This window comes from Desulfosporosinus fructosivorans (assembly GCF_004766045.1).
GTDB classification, from domain to species: Bacteria; Bacillota; Desulfitobacteriia; order Desulfitobacteriales; family Desulfitobacteriaceae; genus Desulfosporosinus; species Desulfosporosinus fructosivorans.
Genome location: NZ_SPQQ01000004.1, coordinates 362,473 through 383,347, shown reverse-complemented (window position 1 = coordinate 383,347; position 20,875 = coordinate 362,473). Strand labels below are relative to the sequence as shown.

23 protein-coding genes are annotated in these 20,875 nt (G+C 44.5%); 20 read left to right on the top strand and 3 right to left on the bottom strand.

The genetic code is table 11. From position 1 onward, the window contains the following. Positions 1-265 precede the first annotated feature (265 nt). The 16 genes from E4K67_RS13855 to E4K67_RS13775 all read left to right on the top strand — a co-directional run bounded on the left by E4K67_RS13855 (position 266) and on the right by E4K67_RS13775 (position 15,458). Positions 266-1,333 (top strand): Glu/Leu/Phe/Val family dehydrogenase, encoded by a 1,068-nt coding sequence (locus E4K67_RS13855; protein ID WP_135547637.1) that lies wholly within the window; start codon positions 266-268, stop codon positions 1,331-1,333. A gap of 94 nt (positions 1,334-1,427) precedes the next feature. Next, positions 1,428-2,162: a hypothetical protein gene (locus E4K67_RS13850; RefSeq protein ID WP_135547635.1), complete on the top strand. Its 735-nt coding sequence runs from the start codon at positions 1,428-1,430 to the stop codon at positions 2,160-2,162. Beyond that, positions 2,156-2,371 carry a 4Fe-4S dicluster domain-containing protein gene (locus tag E4K67_RS13845; protein ID WP_135547633.1) on the top strand — a complete coding sequence of 72 codons (216 nt, stop codon included), beginning with the start codon at positions 2,156-2,158 and terminating at the stop codon, positions 2,369-2,371. The genes E4K67_RS13850 and E4K67_RS13845 overlap by 7 nt, the downstream gene beginning before the upstream one ends. Further along, on the top strand, positions 2,371-3,438 hold the full coding sequence (locus E4K67_RS13840) for a 3-methyl-2-oxobutanoate dehydrogenase subunit VorB (protein WP_135547632.1): 1,068 nt from the start codon (positions 2,371-2,373) through the stop codon (positions 3,436-3,438). The genes E4K67_RS13845 and E4K67_RS13840 overlap by 1 nt, the downstream gene beginning before the upstream one ends. After that, the gene (locus E4K67_RS13835; RefSeq protein WP_135547630.1) at positions 3,438-4,187 is read left to right on the top strand and encodes a thiamine pyrophosphate-dependent enzyme; all 750 of its coding nucleotides are present in this window, start codon (positions 3,438-3,440) and stop codon (positions 4,185-4,187) included. Before E4K67_RS13840 ends, E4K67_RS13835 begins: the two co-directional genes overlap by 1 nt. After that, complete coding sequence (locus E4K67_RS13830; RefSeq protein ID WP_135547628.1) at positions 4,187-4,738, top strand: 2-oxoacid:acceptor oxidoreductase family protein; 552 nt, start codon at positions 4,187-4,189, stop codon at positions 4,736-4,738. Before E4K67_RS13835 ends, E4K67_RS13830 begins: the two co-directional genes overlap by 1 nt. Positions 4,739-4,893: 155 nt before the next feature. Then, on the top strand, positions 4,894-5,430 hold the full coding sequence (locus E4K67_RS13825) for an NUDIX hydrolase (protein ID WP_135547626.1): 537 nt from the start codon (positions 4,894-4,896) through the stop codon (positions 5,428-5,430). A gap of 150 nt (positions 5,431-5,580) precedes the next feature. Beyond that, positions 5,581-6,180 carry a stage II sporulation protein M gene (locus E4K67_RS13820; protein WP_135547624.1) on the top strand — a complete coding sequence of 200 codons (600 nt, stop codon included), beginning with the start codon at positions 5,581-5,583 and terminating at the stop codon, positions 6,178-6,180. A 115-nt stretch (positions 6,181-6,295) separates the two neighbouring features. Beyond that, positions 6,296-7,411 (top strand): alanine dehydrogenase, encoded by a 1,116-nt coding sequence (gene ald, locus E4K67_RS13815; protein WP_135547622.1) that lies wholly within the window; start codon positions 6,296-6,298, stop codon positions 7,409-7,411. Between the two features lie 457 nt (positions 7,412-7,868). After that, positions 7,869-8,762: a site-specific tyrosine recombinase XerD gene (gene xerD / locus E4K67_RS13805; RefSeq protein ID WP_135547619.1), complete on the top strand. Its 894-nt coding sequence runs from the start codon at positions 7,869-7,871 to the stop codon at positions 8,760-8,762. A gap of 22 nt (positions 8,763-8,784) precedes the next feature. Next, positions 8,785-9,960, top strand: a complete 1,176-nt coding sequence (locus E4K67_RS13800) for a phosphopentomutase (RefSeq protein WP_135547617.1) — start codon at positions 8,785-8,787, stop codon at positions 9,958-9,960. A gap of 5 nt (positions 9,961-9,965) precedes the next feature. Continuing rightward, positions 9,966-10,796 (top strand): purine-nucleoside phosphorylase, encoded by an 831-nt coding sequence (locus E4K67_RS13795; RefSeq protein WP_135547615.1) that lies wholly within the window; start codon positions 9,966-9,968, stop codon positions 10,794-10,796. Between the two features lie 98 nt (positions 10,797-10,894). After that, entirely contained in the window at positions 10,895-12,196 is a 1,302-nt protein-coding gene (locus tag E4K67_RS13790; RefSeq protein ID WP_135547613.1) for a pyrimidine-nucleoside phosphorylase, read from the top strand. Positions 12,197-12,464: 268 nt separating this feature from the next. Then, on the top strand, positions 12,465-12,956 hold the full coding sequence (locus tag E4K67_RS13785) for a CoA-binding protein (protein ID WP_135547611.1): 492 nt from the start codon (positions 12,465-12,467) through the stop codon (positions 12,954-12,956). Between the two features lie 270 nt (positions 12,957-13,226). After that, positions 13,227-13,994: a VanW family protein gene (locus E4K67_RS13780; RefSeq protein WP_135547609.1), complete on the top strand. Its 768-nt coding sequence runs from the start codon at positions 13,227-13,229 to the stop codon at positions 13,992-13,994. Between the two features lie 312 nt (positions 13,995-14,306). Beyond that, positions 14,307-15,458: a D-alanyl-D-alanine carboxypeptidase family protein gene (locus tag E4K67_RS13775; RefSeq protein WP_135547927.1), complete on the top strand. Its 1,152-nt coding sequence runs from the start codon at positions 14,307-14,309 to the stop codon at positions 15,456-15,458. Positions 15,459-15,468: 10 nt separating this feature from the next. Here E4K67_RS13775 and E4K67_RS13770 read toward each other — a convergent pair whose 3' ends face one another. From E4K67_RS13770 to spoIIAA, 3 genes are read right to left on the bottom strand one after another with little or no spacing between them, the layout of a single operon-like run. Then, on the bottom strand, positions 15,469-16,275 hold the full coding sequence (locus E4K67_RS13770; RefSeq protein ID WP_135547608.1) for a SigF/SigG family RNA polymerase sporulation sigma factor: 807 nt from the start codon (positions 16,273-16,275) through the stop codon (positions 15,469-15,471). 11 nt (positions 16,276-16,286) lie between these two features. Beyond that, a complete protein-coding gene (spoIIAB, locus tag E4K67_RS13765; RefSeq protein WP_135547606.1) occupies positions 16,287-16,724 on the bottom strand; it encodes an anti-sigma F factor in 438 nt (145 codons plus the stop codon). Beyond that, the gene (spoIIAA, locus tag E4K67_RS13760) at positions 16,724-17,068 is read right to left on the bottom strand and encodes an anti-sigma F factor antagonist (protein WP_135547604.1); all 345 of its coding nucleotides are present in this window, start codon (positions 17,066-17,068) and stop codon (positions 16,724-16,726) included. The genes spoIIAB and spoIIAA overlap by 1 nt, the downstream gene beginning before the upstream one ends. Before the next feature lie 199 nt (positions 17,069-17,267). On the opposite strand from spoIIAA, the gene spoVAC reads away from it, so the two are divergent. From spoVAC to E4K67_RS13740, 4 genes are all read left to right on the top strand, one after another. Beyond that, positions 17,268-17,735 carry a stage V sporulation protein AC gene (gene spoVAC, locus E4K67_RS13755; protein WP_135547602.1) on the top strand — a complete coding sequence of 156 codons (468 nt, stop codon included), beginning with the start codon at positions 17,268-17,270 and terminating at the stop codon, positions 17,733-17,735. A gap of 80 nt (positions 17,736-17,815) precedes the next feature. Beyond that, a complete protein-coding gene (gene spoVAD / locus E4K67_RS13750) occupies positions 17,816-18,823 on the top strand; it encodes a stage V sporulation protein AD (protein WP_135547600.1) in 1,008 nt (335 codons plus the stop codon). A 17-nt stretch (positions 18,824-18,840) separates the two neighbouring features. Further along, positions 18,841-19,203 (top strand): stage V sporulation protein AE, encoded by a 363-nt coding sequence (spoVAE, locus tag E4K67_RS13745; RefSeq protein WP_135547598.1) that lies wholly within the window; start codon positions 18,841-18,843, stop codon positions 19,201-19,203. Between the two features lie 124 nt (positions 19,204-19,327). Then, positions 19,328-20,806 (top strand): spore germination protein, encoded by a 1,479-nt coding sequence (locus tag E4K67_RS13740; protein WP_135547596.1) that lies wholly within the window; start codon positions 19,328-19,330, stop codon positions 20,804-20,806. The last annotated feature ends 69 nt before the right edge of the window (positions 20,807-20,875 follow it).

The window sequence follows — 20,875 nt, the reverse complement described above, 5'->3', positions numbered from 1 at the left end:
GCTTGCAATATTTTGCAAGCATCTTTTTGCGCATATGAAAAATATTGCACTATTAGACAATCACGGTAATGGGGAATATGGTCCTAATTGGTTTTGATTTTGGAAAGTGCTTTCTGCATATATCACTAAAAATCAGATAATTCAAACATAAAATAATTCCCCTATCTAAACTGACAATTATTCAAGATATGGCGCGCATATTGCATAACTATGAAGTGTGTTGTTAAAGGATGTAATAATTTAGTGAAGCCTAAGGAGGATGTATATGAAAATTTTTGAATATTTACAGAAGTACGATTATGAACAGCTGGTAATATGTCAGGATCAGACTTCGGGATTAAAAGCAATTATATGTATTCATGATACTACGTTAGGGCCAGCTCTTGGCGGAACGCGCATGTGGAATTATGATTGTGAAGAAGATGCAATTCTGGATGCTTTGAGGTTGGCTCGGGGGATGACGTATAAAAATGCAGCAGCAGGTCTTAATCTTGGCGGCGGAAAAACTGTGATCATCGGTGACTCTCGTACACAAAAAAACGAAGAATTATTTCGGGCTTTCGGACGTTATGTTCAATCCTTGAGTGGACGTTATATCACGGCTGAAGATGTTGGAACAACCGTACGAGATATGGACTGGGTACATCTGGAGACAAAGTTTGTGACAGGCGTTTCCTCTTCCTGTGGCGCTTCTGGAGATCCTTCACCTATGACAGCTCGTGGAGTATGGCGGGGAATGAAAGCAGCCGCAAAGGAAGCTTACGGCAGCGACTCTTTGAATGGAAAAACGATCGCTATTCAAGGATTGGGACATGTGGGTTATTATTTGGCGAAACACTTGCATGAAGAGGGTGCAAAGCTCATTGTCACAGATATCCATGATGATGTCATAAAACGTGTCGTGGACGAAATGGGAGCGAGAGTTGTTGGATGTGATGAAATCTTTGGAGTTGAAGCAGATATATTCGCGCCCTGTGCAATGGGGGCAGTAATAAACGATGAAACAATTCCCCAATTTAAGTTTAGAATAATTGCAGGTGCTGCTAATAACATATTAAATGAGGATCGACATGGAGATAAGTTGCATGAGCTTGGAATTATTTATGCACCTGACTATGTGATTAATGCCGGCGGTGTTATCAATGTTGCCGATGAATTGGAAGGGTATAATTATGAGCGAGCTCTTGCAAAAGTCGAAATGGTCTATGATAATGTGGCAAAAGTCATTGAAATTGCAAAAAGGGATCAGATCCCTACCTACAAAGCCGCTGATCGTATGGCTGAAGAGCGTATTGAGAAGATTGGAAGAGTCCGTTCAAACTATCTGCGCTAGTTTTTCGGTATTAAACACTTGGGCTTGTTTTAATAAGTTGCCAATCCTTTAGTAGCATCACGCAGATCCGCATAAGGAAAGCGAGGGAGAATTTATGGCCCAGATTGAAATTTATACTGGACATTTCGGCAGTGGGAAAACAGAGGTCGTTCTCAACCGCGCATTGGCGTATGCTGGTCAGGGCGAAACCGTACACCTTGTGGATCTAGATATTGTTAAACCTTATTTTAGGTCGCGAGAAGTTCGGCATTTCCTAAAAGAGAGTGGGATCAACTTAATTACTCCTGGAGGAGAACTGGAAAATGCGGATCTACCAGTGATCAGTCCCAAGGTTCTTGGTGCTCTGAGTAGTGCTCAGGGTAAAATTTTGTTTGATGTTGGCGGAGATCCTATGGGGGCCACTGTCTTAGGTGCCTTTGCGCAATTGATTGGACGCCAGGGCTATGAAATGTTTTTTGTCCTAAACCCTTATCGACCTTTTACTAAGGATATCCCCATGGTAACTAAGATGCTTCGCGACATTGAAGCAGCTTCTCGTTTAAAAGTATGTGGGATCATTAGCAATCCTAATCTCGGTAGAGGAACATTGCTAGAGGATTTACTGCTTGGATTACCGGTTGTCAAAGAGATGGCGGAGGTCTTAGGGCTTCCAATTTCATTGACAACGATCACAGAAAGGTATGCAGATCTGCTAGTTAGTGAATTAGATGGGCTTATTCAGACGGTAAAGAATTTTCTTTTACCCCCGTGGGAACTGGAAGAGGGTCAAGTCTTCAAAATGGATCCTTCTTTAACATTGTCACATATAAGGAGGGGCATAGAATGCTAAAAGTTGAGTTCGATGAAGATCGCTGTAAAGGGTGTGAGCTTTGTACAGACGCCTGCCCGAAAAATATCGTTATAATGGCAGATCATTTTAATGCGATGGGTTTTCATCCAGCTACGGTGATTGAGCAAGAAAAGTGTATTTCTTGCGCCTTCTGTGCCAGAATGTGCCCAGATGTCGTGATCACTGTACGAAAGGAGGAGACAAAGTAATGGCGAAGGTACTTATGAAAGGAAATGAGGCTTTAGCGGAAGCGGCGATTCGCGCTGGCTGTCGTTATTTCTTCGGGTACCCCATTACCCCGCAAAATGAAATCCCACAGTATCTAGCTAAGCGCCTTCCAGAAGTCGGGGGAGTGTTTCTCCAAGCAGAGTCTGAAATAGCAGCGATTAACATGGTATACGGGGCAGCAGGGTGCGGAGCTCGCGTAATGACCTCCTCCTCAAGTCCGGGGATCAGCCTTAAACAAGAAGGTATTACTTACATTGCCGGTGCGGAACTTCCGTGCGTCATTGTAAATATGCAACGGGGAGGACCTGGGCTTGGTAGCATTCAACCTGCACAATCGGATTATTTTCAAGCAGTCAAAGGTGGTGGGCATGGGGATTATAAACTGCTCGTTCTGGCCCCTGCAACCATTCAGGAAATGGTTGATTTGATGGGGAAAGCCTTTGACCTAGCAGATGAATATCGCAACCCAGTTATGATCTTAGGAGATGGCATACTTGGACAAATGATGGAAGGTGTGGATTTACCAGCCGATGAAACTCCAGGGACGTTAGCAGAAAAACCGTGGGCGACGACAGGAGCTAAAGGACGTAAGCCAAATGTTATCAACTCATTATTCCTTGACCCGGTAGAACTCGAGAAGCATAATCATCACCTTCAACTTAAATATGATCGCATGGCTAAAGAAGTCCTTTGGGAAAACTATCAGACGGATGATGCGGAACTGGTGCTAGTTGGTTATGGTTCATCGGCTAGAATTGCCAAGGCAGCGGTGGATCAAGCAAGAGCCTTAGGGATCAAAGCTGGCTTATTTCGTCCAATAACCTTATTCCCCTTTCCAAAGGAGGCTCTTCAGGAGGCTTGTAAGCAAGCAGACCATGTTATTACGGTGGAGATGAGTATGGGACAGTTGGTAGAAGATATTCGTTATAACCTAGAGTTTAAAGTTCCCGTGCATTTCTACGGGCGCTCGGGAGGGATGGTTCCAACCACCCGAGCTGTTCTCGAAGAGATTATACGCTGGGTCAAAAGCGGGAAGGAGGAAAACTAATGATCACTGTTTTTGAACGTCCTAAAGCCCTTACTGCTGCCAGAACCCATTACTGTCCAGGGTGTACACATGGGATCATCCACCGTCTGGTTGCAGAAGTGCTCGATGAACTGGGAGTGCAGGAAGAAACCATTGGGGTATCTCCGGTAGGATGTGCAGTCTTGGCCTATAATTACTTTAACGTTGATATGCAAGAAGCAGCTCATGGCCGGGCACCAGCTGTCGCTACGGGAATCAAACGAGTCCATCCTGACAAGATAGTGTTTACTTATCAGGGGGATGGTGATCTGGCTTCCATTGGTACTGCTGAAATTGTGCATGTCGCCGCTAGAAGCGAGAAAATAACAACGATCTTTGTCAATAACGCCACATATGGCATGACTGGTGGACAAATGGCCCCTACGACACTTGTCGGACAAGTAAGCACAACGTCCCCCAAGGGGAGAGACTCTGCTATCCAAGGATATCCCCTACGTGTCTCGGAGATGCTCGCTACCATAGAAGGTGCGGCATATATTGCAAGGGTTTCGGTACACAATCCTCAAGAAGTAGCCAAAGCTAAGAAGGCAATTAAAACGGCTTTTGAACTACAAATCGCAGGGCGTGGGTTCACGTTAGTAGAGGTCTTATCGACCTGTCCGACAAACTGGGGATACACGCCTAAGGAAGCAATAAAATGGTTAGTCGATAACATGATTCCGATTTTTCCGCTCGGCGTCAAAAAAACGCTAGAGGAGGGGAAGGCTTAATGCTCCAAGAAATTATCCTAGCCGGCTTTGGGGGGCAAGGGGTTATGTCCATGGGACAACTTCTGGCTTATGCTGGACTCGTAGAAGATAAACATGTGAGTTGGATTCCTTCCTATGGGCCAGAAATGCGAGGCGGAACAGCCAATTGTTCCGTTACGATCTCGGATGTAGAGGTGAGTTCACCGATTATTACCGAACCAGATACGTTGATAGTATTGAACCGTCCTTCCTTAGAAAAATTTGAAAAAGATGTCAAACCCGGCGGCTGGCTCCTCATTAATTCTTCACTGATCGACATTGAATCCAAGCGTCAAGATCTTAATGTCCTAAAAATACCTGCAACTGAGCTCGCCAATGAGAAATTGGGAAACTCTCGAGTTTCCAACATGATTATTCTCGGAGCTTTTGTGGGTTTAACCCGGGCGGTGACGATTGAGTCAGTGATTGGGGCCTTAAAGAAGGTTCTGCCAGAATATCGACATAATCTCATTCCGCTTAATCGGCAAGCTTTGGAGATAGGAATCGAGTTAGCTCAGGAATATCATTCGTGAGCACTGGAAAAGTGATTGTTGTAAAAAAGAAAGTAGTTAGTCGTTTTAGGGGGCAATTCATGAATTGCCTCCTGAGTGCAATTTTTCTTTGTCTTTAGTTCCGAATATGGGGTAAAATAACTACAGCAGTGATATTTTAGAAAGAAGGAAACACAGTGGAAGAGCTAGACCAACATGAAGAGCGCATCCGTGGTGAAGTGATTTTTAAGGGGCGATTGCTCTGCGTGGAACGGGATACAGTTCGATTACCTAATGGACTTACGTCATCTCGAGAAGTTGTTAGGCATCCAGGTGCCGTCGGGATCATTGCTTTGATGGATCAACAGGTGCTCTTGGTACGGCAATATCGTTATGCTATCGCTCAAAAAACCTTGGAAATCCCAGCAGGAAAACTCGACCCACAAGAAACCCCCGTTGACTGTGCGGTGAGAGAACTTCGGGAAGAAACTGGGTACCGAGGGACGATGGAACATATCAGTACCTTTTATACCACACCCGGGTTTTCAGATGAAGTAATGCATCTTTTTCTTGCTCAGGATTTGGTCTGGGATCCACTGGCTCAAGATGAGGACGAATTCATAGAGGTGGAAAGAATTCCTTGGGATGAGGCTGTACAAAGGGCGCAACACAACGATTTTAAAGACGCTAAAACTGTACTTGGAATTTTGCTTGTCAAGGGTCGGATGGGATAATTTATACATTTTGAGAAGGGTGTAAAAGGTTAGAGGGGGTGTAAGGGTAAACTCATAGAGGGTGTTTGGGTTTAAGTTATAGAGTTGTGGACATACTTTCCCCATCTGTGGAATAAAATTCCATAGGATGTACGGGGAGGGATGCTAAGGATGAGGAAAAAACTTGGCGAGCATATTCGTCAATATTGGGTCATTTATCTCACGCTTTCGAGTGTCTATCTTGCGGGTGTGGTGTTTGGGGCGGTCGGAGTCGGTGCCTTGGGGGTATCAGAAACATCTCAATTGGGGAAGTTTTTGGACACACTTTTAAAAAGCCAACCCGTAGCACTAGATCCGATTTTCTTAGGACAGCTTGCTAGGGATATGTTTATAATGATGGCTGGAATTTGGATTTTAGGACTCACCATCATCGGCGCTCCTTTGATCTATCTCATTGTCTTCACACGGGGATTTATTCTTGGGTTTACCGTAAGTTTTATTATTGGAGTAAAAGGAACGCTTGGGCTTGGCTTAATCCTAATAACCGTTCTTGTTCCCGCCTTTTTAGCCATTCCGTTACTATTGCTTGGAGCAGGACTTGCCACTATCTTTTCATTTCTGTTACTTCGAGGGAAGGCTAGAGGGGAATCGCTACGCAGAGAATTTCTTTATTATACGGCTGCAGCAACGTTTGTTACTATTGGAGCAGTCGCAGTAGGCGTAGTGCAAGGGTATTTTTCAATATTGGGAGTTCGCTTTTTTGGCCTTTAAATAATTGATAGTGTAGGTGCTTAGCTGTTGAGTACATTAATTTGCTTGCGTATGGGTTAAGACTTGCATTATAATAACTAGACGAGGGTTTAATGATTGAGATGGAGGTAGTATTATGCTGATTGGAATACCAAAAGAGATTAAGAACAATGAAAGTCGGGTAGCTATTACCCCAGCAGGTGTCCATGCTCTTACATTGACTGGGCATCAAGTTGTTGTCGAAAAATCCGCAGGTGAAGGTAGTGGCTTTACCGATGAGGAGTATATCCACGAGGGTGCTCAGATTCTTGATTCAGCAGAAGAGGTTTGGAATGCTGACATGGTTATAAAGGTTAAGGAACCGCTAGCATGTGAATATTCTTTTTTTAAGCCGGGGCAAATTTTATTTGCATATTTACATTTGGCCAAAGAACCAGAATTAACCAAAGCACTCATGGATAAGCAAGTGGTTGCGATAGCGTACGAAACCATCCAGTTAGATAATGGTTCATTGCCTCTGCTGATTCCGATGAGTGAAGTAGCAGGGCGGATGGCGATTCAAATCGGAGCACAATTACTTGAAAAACCTTTTGGCGGAAAAGGGATCCTACTGGGAGGGGTTCCTGGAGTAACTCCTGCCAATGTAACCATTATCGGTGGCGGAATTGTGGGCACTAATGCGGCTAAGATGGCTATTGGCCTTGGCGCAAGAGTTACAATTGTTGAAAGGAGCGCGCAGCGCTTAAGGGAGATTGATGATGCCTTCAATGGTAGAGTAAGAACATTAATGTCCAATCCTTTTAATATTGCAGATAGCGTAGCTAAAGCGGATTTGCTGGTCGGAGCTGTACTAATCCCTGGTGCCCGTGCACCGCATTTAGTCACAGAAGAGATGGTGCAAGCAATGACGCCTGGAAGTGTCATCGTCGACGTTGCCATCGACCAAGGTGGTAGTATAGCAACTATTGATCGTGTGACAACCCATAGTGATCCCACATATATTAAACATGGGGTTGTTCATTACTCTGTAGCCAATATACCTGGAGCAGTTGCTCGGACGTCAACATTTGCCCTTACCAATGTAACTCTGGAGTATGCTCTTGAGATCGCCAATAAAGGCTATTTCAAAGCAATTCAGGAAAACCGTTCGCTTCGCAAAGGGATTAACGTCATTAACAGAAAGTTAACCTATAAAGCAGTCGCCGAAGGGCTTAATATTATGTATACTCCGCTAGAGGAAGCTTTACTTTAAGTTTAGGTTCATATCTTGAATATCCAAGAAGTGAAGATTCTTTATCTTTCGAGTGGAATCCGTTGAGCGGGTTCCACTCGTTTTTTATATGATCTTCATTTTCTAGGATAAGGACAATCCGGCGATGCATAGGTTTTAGAGATAGGGGGGAGTGCATTGCCAACAAAACGCTGGAGTGACTTTTTTATTTACCTGGGAAGGGTATTTATCCTCCTTATAATACTAGCCATACTGTTGCCAAAGTTAGTTGAGGTGTGTAATAGTTGGATGTCTTCACGCTTACATAATGAACAAAGACCTATCGGAAACCCACAGCGTGTTGAAGCGCCAGGGTGGAGTGAGTCTGTTATACAGTTATTTCCGCTACCCAGAAAGAGTGATAATTTTAGAGAATAAACAGTTGAAAAGGAAAATCCCCTTCCTGTGTAGAACGTCTCTAAGAAAGGGGGGGAGAAAAGTGACCTCCAAGGAACAAATCCTGAAACAGTATATGATCTACCTAGATGTTGAACGAGGGCTTTCAGAGAATACACGTCAGGCTTATGAGCGAGATCTGCGCCAACTAACGATCTTCCTTACCCAAAGGAGGACAGATTTCACCATATGTGAGGCTAATGATCTATTTTTATTTCTTCTTAGGTGGAAAGATAACGGAAAGTCCCCTCGAAGTATTGCTCGTTGCAACGCAACTTTACGAGGCTTTTTTGCGTTCCTGTTGGAGGAAAGAATAAGACAGGATAACCCAAGTACTTATTTAGTGACACCAAAATTAAATCAACCGCTTCCGAAGGTGTTGTCGGAAGCGACAATGGATAAACTGTTACTTGCAGGGGGTGAATCCGATCTTGCCCTACGAGATTTGGCGATGCTGGAGGTTCTTTATAGTAGCGGTCTCCGTGTCTCTGAGTTGATCGGGCTACGCGTCTCAGATGTATCTTTGGAAGTTGGATATGTGCGCTGTCTTGGCAAGGGAAATAAGGAGCGGATTATACCATTAGGAGACCCAGCTGTTCGAGCGGTGGAGGTTTATATAAATTCCTTGCGCAAGCGTTTGTGCAGAAAGCTGGAAAGCGATATACTTTTTTTAAATGTTCATGGTCGCCCTCTCACGCGACAGGGGATGGTGTACATCTTGAAAAAATGGGGAAAGACCCATAACCTTGAGCGAACGATTTCGCCCCATATGTTTCGTCACAGTTTTGCAACTCATCTGCTAGATCATGGGGCAGACCTGCGTTCAGTTCAAGAAATGCTGGGACATGCGGATATCTCGACAACCCAGATTTATACGCATCTGACACGAAAGCGCTTGTTAGATGTCTTTAAGAAGTCACACCCGCGCGCGGATTAAGAATAAGGGGTGAAAGGTAAACATGCCACGGAGAGTTATTATCATTGTACTAGATAGTGTTGGAATCGGAGAAATGCCGGATGCAGGGAAATATGGAGACTTGGGGAGCCACACTTTGGGGAACATCGCCCGTCTGCGGGGTGGACTCCATCTCCCACATCTTGAAAAACTTGGACTGGGGAATATTGACTCTATTCTTGGAGTTCTAGCGCATCCTAACCCAGATAGTAATTTCGGAAAAATGGCGGAACGGTCTGTTGGTAAGGATACAACAACTGGACATTGGGAGATGGCTGGAGTAATTTTAGACAGACCACTTCCGACCTTTCCCCATGGCTTTCCTCTTGATTTTATCGAACGCTATGAATTAGCAATCGGGCGCAGAGTCTTAGGGAATGTTGTAGCTTCAGGGACTGAAATTATCCAGCGTCTTGGAGATGAACATGTACGGACAGGGAAGCCCATTGTCTATACTTCGGCTGATTCTGTATTCCAAGTGGCGGCCCACGAGGATGTTATTCCGTTGGCGGAATTGACGCGCATCTGTCAGATCGCACGAACAATGCTGCTAGATGATATGCAAGTTGGACGAGTAATTGCGCGGCCATTTCTAGGTGAAACCGGGCACTTTTATCGGTCTCCAAATCGGCATGATTTTGCAATTGATCCACCCCATAAAATTCTAATGGAATATGTGCAAGAACGAGGGATTGAGGTTTGCGCAGTGGGGAAAATCTATGATATTTATGCGGGAAGAGGAATAACTGATTCTGAAACTACAAAGGGGAATATGGAGGGTGTTAGAAAGACCTTAGACTATATGGCTAAGGTGGAAGCTGGTCTAATCATGACCAACCTTGTCGATTTTGATATGTTGTATGGTCATCGCAATAATGTAGAAGGATATGCGCAGGCTATAGAGGAGTTTGATGAACGCCTACCAGAAATCTATACTGCTCTGCGCTCCGAAGATATGCTGATTATTACAGCTGATCATGGATGTGATCCTACCATGCCTGGTTCGGATCATACCCGGGAATATGTTCCGTTACTTGTTTTTGGTCAAAAGCTAAAGAAGGGGGTTAACCTAGGGGTTAGGTCCACCTTCGCGGATTTAGGGGCAACAGTGGCTGAATACTTAGGGACCGAGCCGATAGCCAATGGGAAGAGCTTTTATTCAGAAATTAAAGGAGGATGAAATGGATGATATCGGAAAAGGGATATAGTGTAAAACTGGCGGAAGCGCGCGGCTATCTTATGGAGAATGTCGAAGTGTTACCAGAACTCGGTGTTATATTAGGTTCGGGGTTAGGTGCTTTTGCTGATCTTGTCGAGGAACAAGTGGTGATTCCCTATAAAGACATTCCGCACTTTCCAATTTCCACGGTTGAAGGGCATGCAGGACAATTGGTTTTCGGTAAAGTTCAAGGTCGTAAAGTTGTGGTCATGCAAGGGCGTTTTCATTATTACGAAGGGTACACGATGCAGGAAGTAACCTTTCCAATTCGGGTTATGCAAGTCCTAGGAGTGACTGGGCTCATTGTCACGAACGCGGCAGGTGGAATAAATTCTTCTTTTAGTGGGGGTGATCTAGTGCTTATTAAAGATCATCTTAACTTGATGGGTGATAATCCATTGCGGGGGGCGAATCTATCAAATTTAGGCCCGCGTTTTCCGGATCTGAGCGAGGCATATAATAGGGAATGGCGACAAAAGGCCTTAGTGATCGCTAAAGAATTGGGGATTGATCCGCAGGAAGGGGTTTATGTGGCTGTGAGCGGCCCAAACTACGAGACCCCTTCCGAAATACAATATTTGCGTACGATTGGTGCTGATATGGTTGGCATGAGTACTGTTCCAGAAGTGATTGTAGCAAACCATGGAGGAATGCGAGTATTGGGCATCTCCTGTGTGACAAATATGGCGGCAGGTATCTTGGGGCAAAAACTCAGTCATGTGGAAGTCATGGAAACCGCGGAGCGGGTTGAGAAACAATTTGTGCAATTTGTTCAGGCACTAGTAAAGGTACTTTAGGAAACTCACTTACTAAGTTGAACATCGTAACTTCGGTGACAAAAGCCACCAGTGCGAGAGTCTCCAGTATGCTGGACAAAAGAAAAGAGTGATTTCATATGCGTATGGTCGATTTGATCGAAAAGAAACGGGATGGGGAAGCCCTTTCAAAGGCGGAAATTCAATTTATTATTAATAGCTATGTTTTGGGAGATATTCCAGATTATCAAATGTCAGCTTGGGCTATGGCAATCTATTTTCGGGGGATGTCGCTTAAAGAAACCGCCGAACTTACTCTGGCAATGGCCCAAAGCGGGGAGCAACTGGATCTTTCTACCCTCGGAGGACGGTTTGTGGACAAACATAGTACTGGAGGGGTAGGAGACAAGACGACCTTGCTCCTCGGACCAATGGTTGCCGCCTGCGGCGTGCCTGTCGCAAAAATGTCAGGGAGAGGGCTTGGGCATACCGGTGGGACAATTGATAAACTCAGCGCGGTGCCAGGTTTTCGGGTTGAGCTTTCGCAGGAAGAGTTTGTGGCACAAGTTAAGAAAATCGGTCTGTCTGTCATCGCTCAAACGGGAAATCTTGTCCCTGCCGATAAATTACTTTATGCTCTTCGTGATGTAACAGCGACAGTCAGTTCCATACCCCTAATTGCTTCTTCGGTCATGAGCAAGAAGATAGCTGCTGGAGCGCAGGGGATCGTTCTAGATGTTAAGTACGGATCAGGAGCCTTTATGAAGACCGTAGAGGAAGCTCGGATGCTAGCAAAGACAATGGTGAGTATTGGTAATACACTGGGACGTCAAACAATTGCGGTGTTGAGCAATATGAATCAACCACTTGGGAGGGCAGTGGGAAATAGTCTGGAGATCCTTGAAGTAGCTGACGCGTTACAGGGAAAAGGGCCAGAAGATTTGATGGAGGTCAGCATAGAGCTAGGTGCTTGGATGCTGGTAGCTGGAGACGCCGTACCTAATGTTGGGGCAGGGAAGGTATGTTTGCGTCAAAGCATAAAAAGTGGGACGGCGTGGAACAAATTCCTCTCCTTTTTGACAGAGCAGGGGGGGGATGCTCAAGCGGTAGTTGAGCGTCGTCTTCAGGTTGCACCGTGGAATCTTCCGATTCTTGCTCAGGAAACCGGGTATGTCCAGCTGTTTGATGCGCATAAAATCGGAGTCTTAGCCATGGCACTCGGGGCAGGTCGTGTTACAAAAACAAGTCCGATTGATTTAGGAACTGGGGTTATTCTCACGAGAAAGGCAGGAGAGTGGGTGGAAGCTGGGGAACCTATCTTGCAACTATATGGTAGTAATAAAGAAATGTTGGAGGAGGGAATCAAGCTCGCTCAAAATCTAGTTACCGTGGGAAGCGATGCCCCTGAGTTGCCCCCGCTCATTGAGGAAGTAATTCAGTAGGGCGAGATAAGTAGACAAGAGACGGTCTCTTGTCTTTCTTGTCTTCAGACAAGAGAACCGTCCCCCTGTCTTTCTTTGTTTTTCTTGTCCTCAGACAAGAGAACCCTCCCCCTTGTATTTGCTCGACCCTTGTCATTGTTTCCCTTGCCCTCCCTGTATAATGCCAATCGAAACAGGATGACCGAGTATCATAAAATCTTTCTTCTTCTCGTATGCATATACGAGAAAGGGCACGATGCATCGTACCCTATGGAGGGGGATTTTATTGATGGCGCGCGAGAAAAAGATATACCCTTTGGCCAAGGGGTTAACAACTCAGGATACATATGCAGTGCTTGGAGATGCAGAAAAATTCCAAAAGCATAAACATGCCTGGAAGGTTTGGCGGACATTAAAAGAGTTCGGGTGTGTCGCCTATCCAGTAGCAGAGAATTTACAGCGCCTAGACGGGAGCAAGGTTTATCTGAATTTAGATCAACTGAAGGATAAGGTGACAGTTGTTGTACCGTGCCTTCTGCCTGACAAACTTAAGTCTTTAGTTTCCGATGTTGCAGCAGCTGGAGCCTGCAAAATTTGGTTTCAAGAACAGACCTGGACTCAGGAATATCAACTAGAATGTGATAACTCTGGAATTGAGGTGGTGCGCGGATGCGTGCTTCGACACGTTATATACTCTCCTATCAGCATGCGCTATTTGAATCCTTGTTATTGGCACGGTCTAAGAGATGCTAAAGTGCCTTCGAAGCGGTTTGGAAGGTAGGGAGGAATTAAAAGATAAAGTAGAGAGAATTCGCTAATGCGGGTTCTCTTTACTTTGGTATAGATAAAGATTATTAAGGGTTGAGTAGACAGAATGTTATTTTCCTTCTTTTAACCTATTAAAATTAAAAGAAGGAAAATAAAGAAAAAAATAGAACTCAGTGGAAAGTAATTAATAAGCATATCGAGAAACTATGACGAGGAGTGGGTTGTCCTGAAGTTAAAGGCTTTTTTTCACTCTGAACGTCCGGTCAACCGTTCAGAATTACGAATGTTTCTAGGGAAATTATATTTTACTTGGCGTCGTTATTTTCAGTGGATATTTTGCAGAGCAATTAAGTATGCAGCTATCCTTGAAGATACTCCTCTTCCTTATCTCATAACAGTCCATAGTACACCATTGTATAGACGCTTACGGAACGTAGATATGTGGCTCCAGCAAAACAAAGCAAGCAATCTTAAATTGGCTGCAGTCAAAATGAATGGTCTAATACTAAAACCTGGTGAAACATTTTCCCTCTGGCGTTTAGTTGGCAAACCAACAAAGGTAAAAGGATTCAAGGAAGGGATGGTTCTAACAAACGGATCGTTTTGTCCTGGCATAGGAGGTGGCCTTTGTCAACTTTCCAATCTCATCTATTGGATGACAATTCATACACCGTTGACTGTCACAGAACGCTGGCGGCATACCCATGACGTTTTTCCGGATACCAACCGAACACAACCATTCGGAAGTGGGGCTACAGTTGTTTACAACTACATAGACCTGCAAATCAGGAACGATACATGCCAAAACTATCAGCTTCTGATTGGGATAACTGACTTGGAACTGCATGGAGAATGGAGAAGCGAACAGCCGAGTGTTCAAACCTATGAGGTTTATGAAAGTGACCATTTGATTTCACAAGAGTGGTGGGGTGGTTACATGCGCCATAATGCGATTAGACGAAGGGTTTTTGACAATGATTATAAGGAAGTTGGAGATGATTTTATCACGGAGAATCACGCAATTATGATGTACGAACCAATGCTTCGATAGCCCTGCACCCATAATTGCAATTTTCAAGTCAGATGACCTCCCTTTAATGCTTAGTTTGATCATCATCATGGACATTATTCAACAAACCATAACTAAGATGTGTTCAGTGTTAAGTCTAAGCAAGGGACATAACAAAAAAATATTGGGTAGAGACCGTATTTCTATTCTCAAACGGATTAGTCTAGACTGTTAAAAGCCCTTGGGTTGCGTATATAAATGGCAACCCAAGGGCTTTAGTTTGCATTCATCAGATATAATTTATATTTTTGGGGATAATAACGAACATCACACTTAATTGAGGAGGGTTCAATGATGCGGAAAAGTTTAGCAATCGTTTTGGCTGTTATGGTCTTTGTGTTTGGAAGCATTGGCTTTGCTAACGTGCAACCGGTAATGGGGGTTGAGATTGTGACTGAGGCCACGAGTGCCATTCTTATGGACGCGGCTTCTGGTCAAGTTTTTTTTGAAAAAGAAGCGCATAAAGAATTACCACCGGCTAGCGTTACGAAAATCATGACTTTACTGGTAGCGGCGGATGCAGTGGCATCAGGAAAAGTAAACTTGACAGACAAAGTGACTGCGAGCGAGAATGCCAGCAAACTTGGGGGTTCTCAGATCTACCTAGAACCAGGGGAAATATTCACTTTAGAACAACTGTTGATTGCCATTGCTGTTGGATCAGCAAATGATGGCTGTGTCGCCGTGGCGGAACATATTAATGGAACTCATGAAGCATTTGTGGAAGAAATGAACAATAAAGCCCAAGCTTTAGGTTTGAAAAATACGCATTTTGCAAATGCCTATGGGCTTCCCGCAGAAGGACATTATACTAGTGCTTATGATCTGGCGGTCATCTCTAAAGAGGCACTCAATTATCCCTTAGTACGAAAATTGACCAGCATGAAAGAATATGACTTACGAGACGGGAAATTTAAGCTTTGGAATACAAATAAGTTGCTTTGGTGGTACCCCGGGGCTGACGGCTTTAAAACAGGGTGGACGAATGAAGCGAAGTATTGTCTAGCTTCAACCGTGGAGAGAAATGGCTTAAGGTTAATTTGTGTTGTCATGGGGGTACCTCAGGTGAGAGGGCATTTTGCAGAGTCGATGAAAATATTTAACTATGGTTTTGCAAAATACGAGTTTAAACAATTTGCTCCAGTAGCAGAAAGGCTTGGAGTGGTTAAGGTACAAAAAGGTATGGAGGATGAGGTTAACGCTCTCACTGAAAAACCCTTAGGCGCAACTGTGGAAAAAGGAAACGATAAAAATTTATGGGTCGAGACTAAGCTCAACCCAATTATTAGTGCTCCAATTCAGAAAGGTCAAAAGTTAGGGGAAGTTTTGCTATATCGCAACGATCAGGTGCAAGCCAGTGTGAATTTGATCGCGGACCATCCTATCGACAAGGCTGGCTTGGTCGAGCAAATGGCACGAACCCTGAAAGGTGTATTTGGATATTAGCAGAAGCGTTTTAGTCCAAGTCAGTAGAGTCTTTGCTTGAGCTATCTTTAATCTGAGACAGGCCACGGATTCTAAGGAGAGCTGCCCGTTCGATACGAGAAATCTGAACCTGTGAAAGATTGAGTAGACTCGCAATTTGGCTTTGAGTCTTATCTTCGAAAAATCTCATCATCAGTACGCGCTTTTCACGTTCCGACAGTTTATCCAGGACCTCATTAAGGGCAATTTTTTCTAACCAACTGGGGTCAAGACCCTTGTCCTCTGAGAGTTGATCAAGAACGAAGATCGGGTCTGAGTCGTCTTGATATAGGGTATCATAAATTGAGGTAGGACTTTGGATTGCCTCTAGGGCAGCGACAATGTCCTCCCGGTCAACACCGATGTTCGTCGCAATCTCCCCGATAGTTGCCTCTCGACCGAGCGTTGCAGAAAGTTCGTCGCGTGCGCGATTGACTTTATATACAAGCTCCTTATAGGACCGAGGAACCTTCACTGGATGGTCATCCCTGAGAAAACGCCGTATTTCGCCGATAATCATCGGAACGGCATAAGTTGAGAACTTCACCCCGTAGCTAAAGTCGAATTTGTCAATGGCTTTAATTAGTCCTATTGTTCCGATTTGAAAGAGATCTTCCATCTCATAGCCGCGATGAGAAAAGCGCTGGACTAAATTAAAAATAAGTTTTAAGTTGCAATTGATTAAACGCTCGCGGGCAACAGTATCCCCTTCTTTAGCAGCGTGTAGGTTTTGCATCATTTCCTTATCATTGAGCAGGGGGAAGTGGGGTAGATTCATTTCAGTAAGTCGTTGAATCATAACGCGCCCCCCTAATGCGAGGAGATGGGTGTTTGCTTTAAATGCTTAATCATGGTTACTGTTGTTCCCACTTCAAGCGTCGATTCTACTTGAAGTTCGTCCATGAAAGATTGCATGAAGACAAAGCCCAGGCCCATTCGCTCTGGATCCGTACTATAAGCAGGTTGCATGGCTTGCTCAATATTGGGGATGCCACACCCTTCATCTGTCACAATAATCTTAAGGGTGTTATTAGAAATGTCGAGATCAAGGTAAACGATGTGATGAGGGTTATTTTGATATCCGTGGATTATAGCATTGGAAACAGCCTCGGAAACGGCGACTTTAAGTTCTTCGATGTCATTAAGCGGAAGATCCAGTTGGGCTCCAACTGAAGCAATTAGCAAACGGGTAATGCCTACATTTTCTGGGATACTTGAAAATGTTAGGTTAATTTGATTGGTTTTCATTAGGCTCCCCTTCCTTCCTCGTAAGCGTGCGCTTCGTCCACATAGAAACTGATAATTTTAGGTAGTCCCGACAATTCCATGATTTTGAAAATATGTGGGGGGACGTTGGTGATTTTTAGTTTCCCACCCAAGGGGAGTAGTTTCTTGTACCTACCTATAATCACGCCTAGCCCGGAACTGTCGACAAATTGAACGTCTTGAAGATTAAGAATGACTGTACGAATTCCTCGTTTCTCAATCTCAAGGTCAATGGCTTGTCGAACCATAGAAGCTGTGTGCATATCCAGTTCTCCATCTAAGCGCAAGAGTAGGGTTAGGCGCTCTATCTTTTTTTCAAGTTTCAAGACCATTCCCCCTAAATTTATCTCATAGCTAATGATTTCGCTATTACCCATAATTTTCCTGCAGATATTTTTAAAGTTCCTTGGGAAGCTGTGTCGAAATTAGGGACACTAAAATGAATAGAGGCTTTTTAGTATAATTTAGATCATTTAGATTAATAATACAAATTAGTCTTGCCTTAGTAAGGAGGAAGTAATCAGAATGGATAACCGAACTTTACGTAAGCCCGCGATTTCGATAACCCCTGAAGAATATAAGACGTTATCGCAACAATACACGCCCAAGCCAACTCTTATTAAGAATGTTGTACGGGCTTTTGTCGTGGGAGGAATTATTTGCGCGATCGGTCAGATTTTTATTAATCTCTTTGTCAGTATTGGATTGTCCAGTATTGAAGCGTCGACTGCAGGAACAGCAACGATGATCTTTATCGGGGCTTTGTTAACGGGTTTAGGTCTTTATGATGAGATTGGAAAATTTGGAGGAGCAGGTTCCATTGTGCCAGTCACTGGGTTTGCCAACTCTATTGTCGCACCAGCAATGGAATTCAAAAGGGAAGGTTATGTGTTAGGTGTTGGCGCAAAGTTGTTTACAATCGCGGGTCCTGTGCTTGTGTACGGGATTGCCACATCGATTGTGATAGGACTCGTCTATTTTCTTTTACACTGACACACGTGAGTTAGGTAATTATAAGAATAAACATGAAAAATTTAAAAATTTTTGTTTTAAGAATGGGGATGAACTAAGGCGTGGATTTGAAACGAATGGGAAACCAGACCGTAGTGTTTGCCAATCCTCCGGTCATTTTAGCTTCACATTCTGTAGTAGGTCCTAAAGAAGGGCAAGGCCCACTGAGAAAAACATTCAGTAAGGTTTGGAAAGACCAACTACACGGAGAAAAATCTTGGGAGGTCGCGGAGACCAAAATGCTCCAAGAGGCGATGCAGGGGGCCATTGATCAAGTAGGATTCCCTAAGGAACAAATTGATTTTATGTTAGCAGGAGATTTGCTCAATCAAATCATATCCGCTAGTTTTGCCGCGCGTCAAATGGCCTTACCGTTTATCGGTTTATATGGTGCTTGTTCCACGATGGCTTTAAGCATGGCTGTCGGGAGTATGCTTTTAGACGGAGGATTCGCGCGTAATGTCCTTGTCGGGGTATCAAGTCACCATGATACCGCAGAGCGGCAATACCGTTTTCCGACGGAACAGGGTACCCAAAGGGCTATGAGTGCACAGTGGACGGTGACTGGAGCTGGAAGCTTGCTCATAGGAAAGAATGGAACTGGGCCACGAATTACATCAGCGACGATTGGTAGGGTTGTGGACTATGCTGAAAGCGATGTCAACAACATGGGTGCTGCCATGGCTCCGGGGGTTGCAGATACAATCCTCAACCACCTAAATGATTTACAGCGTAAACCGGAGGATTATGACTTGATTGTCTCGGGAGATCTAGGCGCGGTCGGATTAGGACTTGCTGCGGAACTACTCAAGAAAAGTGGTTTAGATATGGGGACGAAGTTCACGGATTGCGGGGTTATGATTTTCGATGCTAGCCAAGATGTCCATGCAGGTGGAAGTGGATGTGGTTGTTCATCGGTGGTTTTCGCTGGGGATATTATGCAAAGAATTAAAATTGGAGAGTTAAAGCGAGTCTTGCTGGTGGGCAGTGGTGCTTTGCATAGCCCAACGTCCTCACTGCAAGGTGAATCCATTCCTGGTATCGGGCATGCAGTGGTGATTGAGGCATAAAAGGTGGTGAATACTTAATGTTTAATATGATTATTCCAGCCTTCATTGTAGGTGGAGTGATTTGTGTTATTGGGCAGCTTCTGATGGACTTGACAAAACCAAAATTTACTCCAGCGCATGTTCTAGTCGCCTTCGTAACAGGCGGAGCAATCCTTGGAGCATTAGGGCTGTACGAACCCTTGGTAAAAATTGGAGGGGCCGGGGCAACGATCCCACTATCGGGTTTCGGGTATAGCCTTGCCAAAGGGGCTATGGAAGCGGTTGGCGAACGGGGAATTATTGGTGCTTTTTCCGGCGGTGTGGAAGCAACGGCTGTAGGGATTGCTGCTGCGGTGTTTTTTGGATATTTAATGTCGGTTGCGTTTAAGCCCAAGGGCTAAGGGATATTCGATGCTCAATGTTCGATATTCGTGTTCCAACTAAATAATACGACGGGCCAAATTCGAGCCCGAATTTAGAACCGCGAACCATGAACTTCGAACATGACAAGGGGAGTTGAGAGGCATGGATAATAATTCGAGTGAAAAAAACGTTCCAGTGAGTAAGAATTATCAAAAAAATGTGGACTACCTAAATCGGGAATTAGGAGTTCCTGATTGCTTCGATATTGTTCTGCGGGAGATGTCCATTGGCGGAAAACGAGTAGCGATTTATTCGGTCAATGGAATGGTAGATTCGAACGTGGTCAGCTACATATTATCGGTACTTATTCACTTAGAACGATCGGACCTAATAGTCAATTCGCTTGAAAAGTTAGTTAAGGGGAGCATCGTAAATTTACAGGTTTCTGAAGTTGCGACAATGGATAAGGTGTTCTATTTTGTTTTATCAGGCCCCATGGCGATTTTCGTGGAGGGACAAGATAAAGCAATCATTGTTGATGTCAGGTCGTATCCCGCTCGTCAGCCTCAAGAACCGGATATTGAGCGGGTTACTAGAGGATCTAGAGATGGATTTACGGAGACACTAGTTGTGAATACGGCCTTGATACGACGGCGTTTGCGCGATCCTAAATTGCGCATGAAGCTGGTCCAAGTGGGAGGGCGTTCAAAAACTGATGTTTGCATAGCTTACATTGAAGATATTACCAACTTGGATATGGTGGATAAGCTTCAGAAAGACATTCAAGGCATTAAAATTGATGGGATTCCGATGGCGGAAAAAAGTGTCGAAGAATTCATCTTGGGAAGTAAGTTTTGGAATCCCTATCCACGTGTGCGTTATACCGAACGCCCGGATGTTGCAGCGATTCACCTGCTTGAAGGGTACGTTGTTATCATTGTTGATACTTCTCCCTCGGTCATGATCGCACCTGCGACCTTTTGGAGTCATGTGCAGCATGCTGAGGAATACAGACAAGAGCCAATCGTGGGGGCGTACCTACGTTGGATACGATTCGGTGGGATATTTGCTGCGATTTTCCTTCTTCCTCTCTGGCTTGGTGCAGCCTTGAATCCGCAATTACTACCAGATTGGCTTCAGTTTATTGGACTTATTAAACCAACCAAAATACCATTACTAGCACAAATCTTGATGGCGGAGTTTGGGGTGGATCTTTTACGCATGGCAACCATCCATACACCGGGCCCATTAGGATCGGCTTTGGGTTTAATAGCCGCCTTCATGCTTGGGGATATCGCGGTCAAAGTAGGGCTTTTTGCCCCCGAGGTAGTGATGTACATCGCCATTGCCGCAGTTGGAACGTTTGCGACTCCTAGCTATGAATTGGGTTTAGCCAACCGCTTGGCGCGATTGTTTCTCTTAATAATGACAGGCCTCTTTAACTTTCTAGGGTTTTGGATTGGTGCGGCTATGGTGTTCTTTCTTTTGTGGCGAACAAAATCGTTTGGTGTTCCTTATCTCTGGCCCCTCCTTCCCATGGACATTAAGGCGATGGGGGCAATTCTGGTACGCTCTCCAGTACCCATTAAAAACCAACGCCCGAGTATCTTAAAACCTCAAGACCCAGATCGTCAGCCATAAATTGAGAAGTAAAGTTCGAAGCACGGGTGCTTGTGCGATCTTTGAGCTTTGACGGGCTTCGTAAGAGGT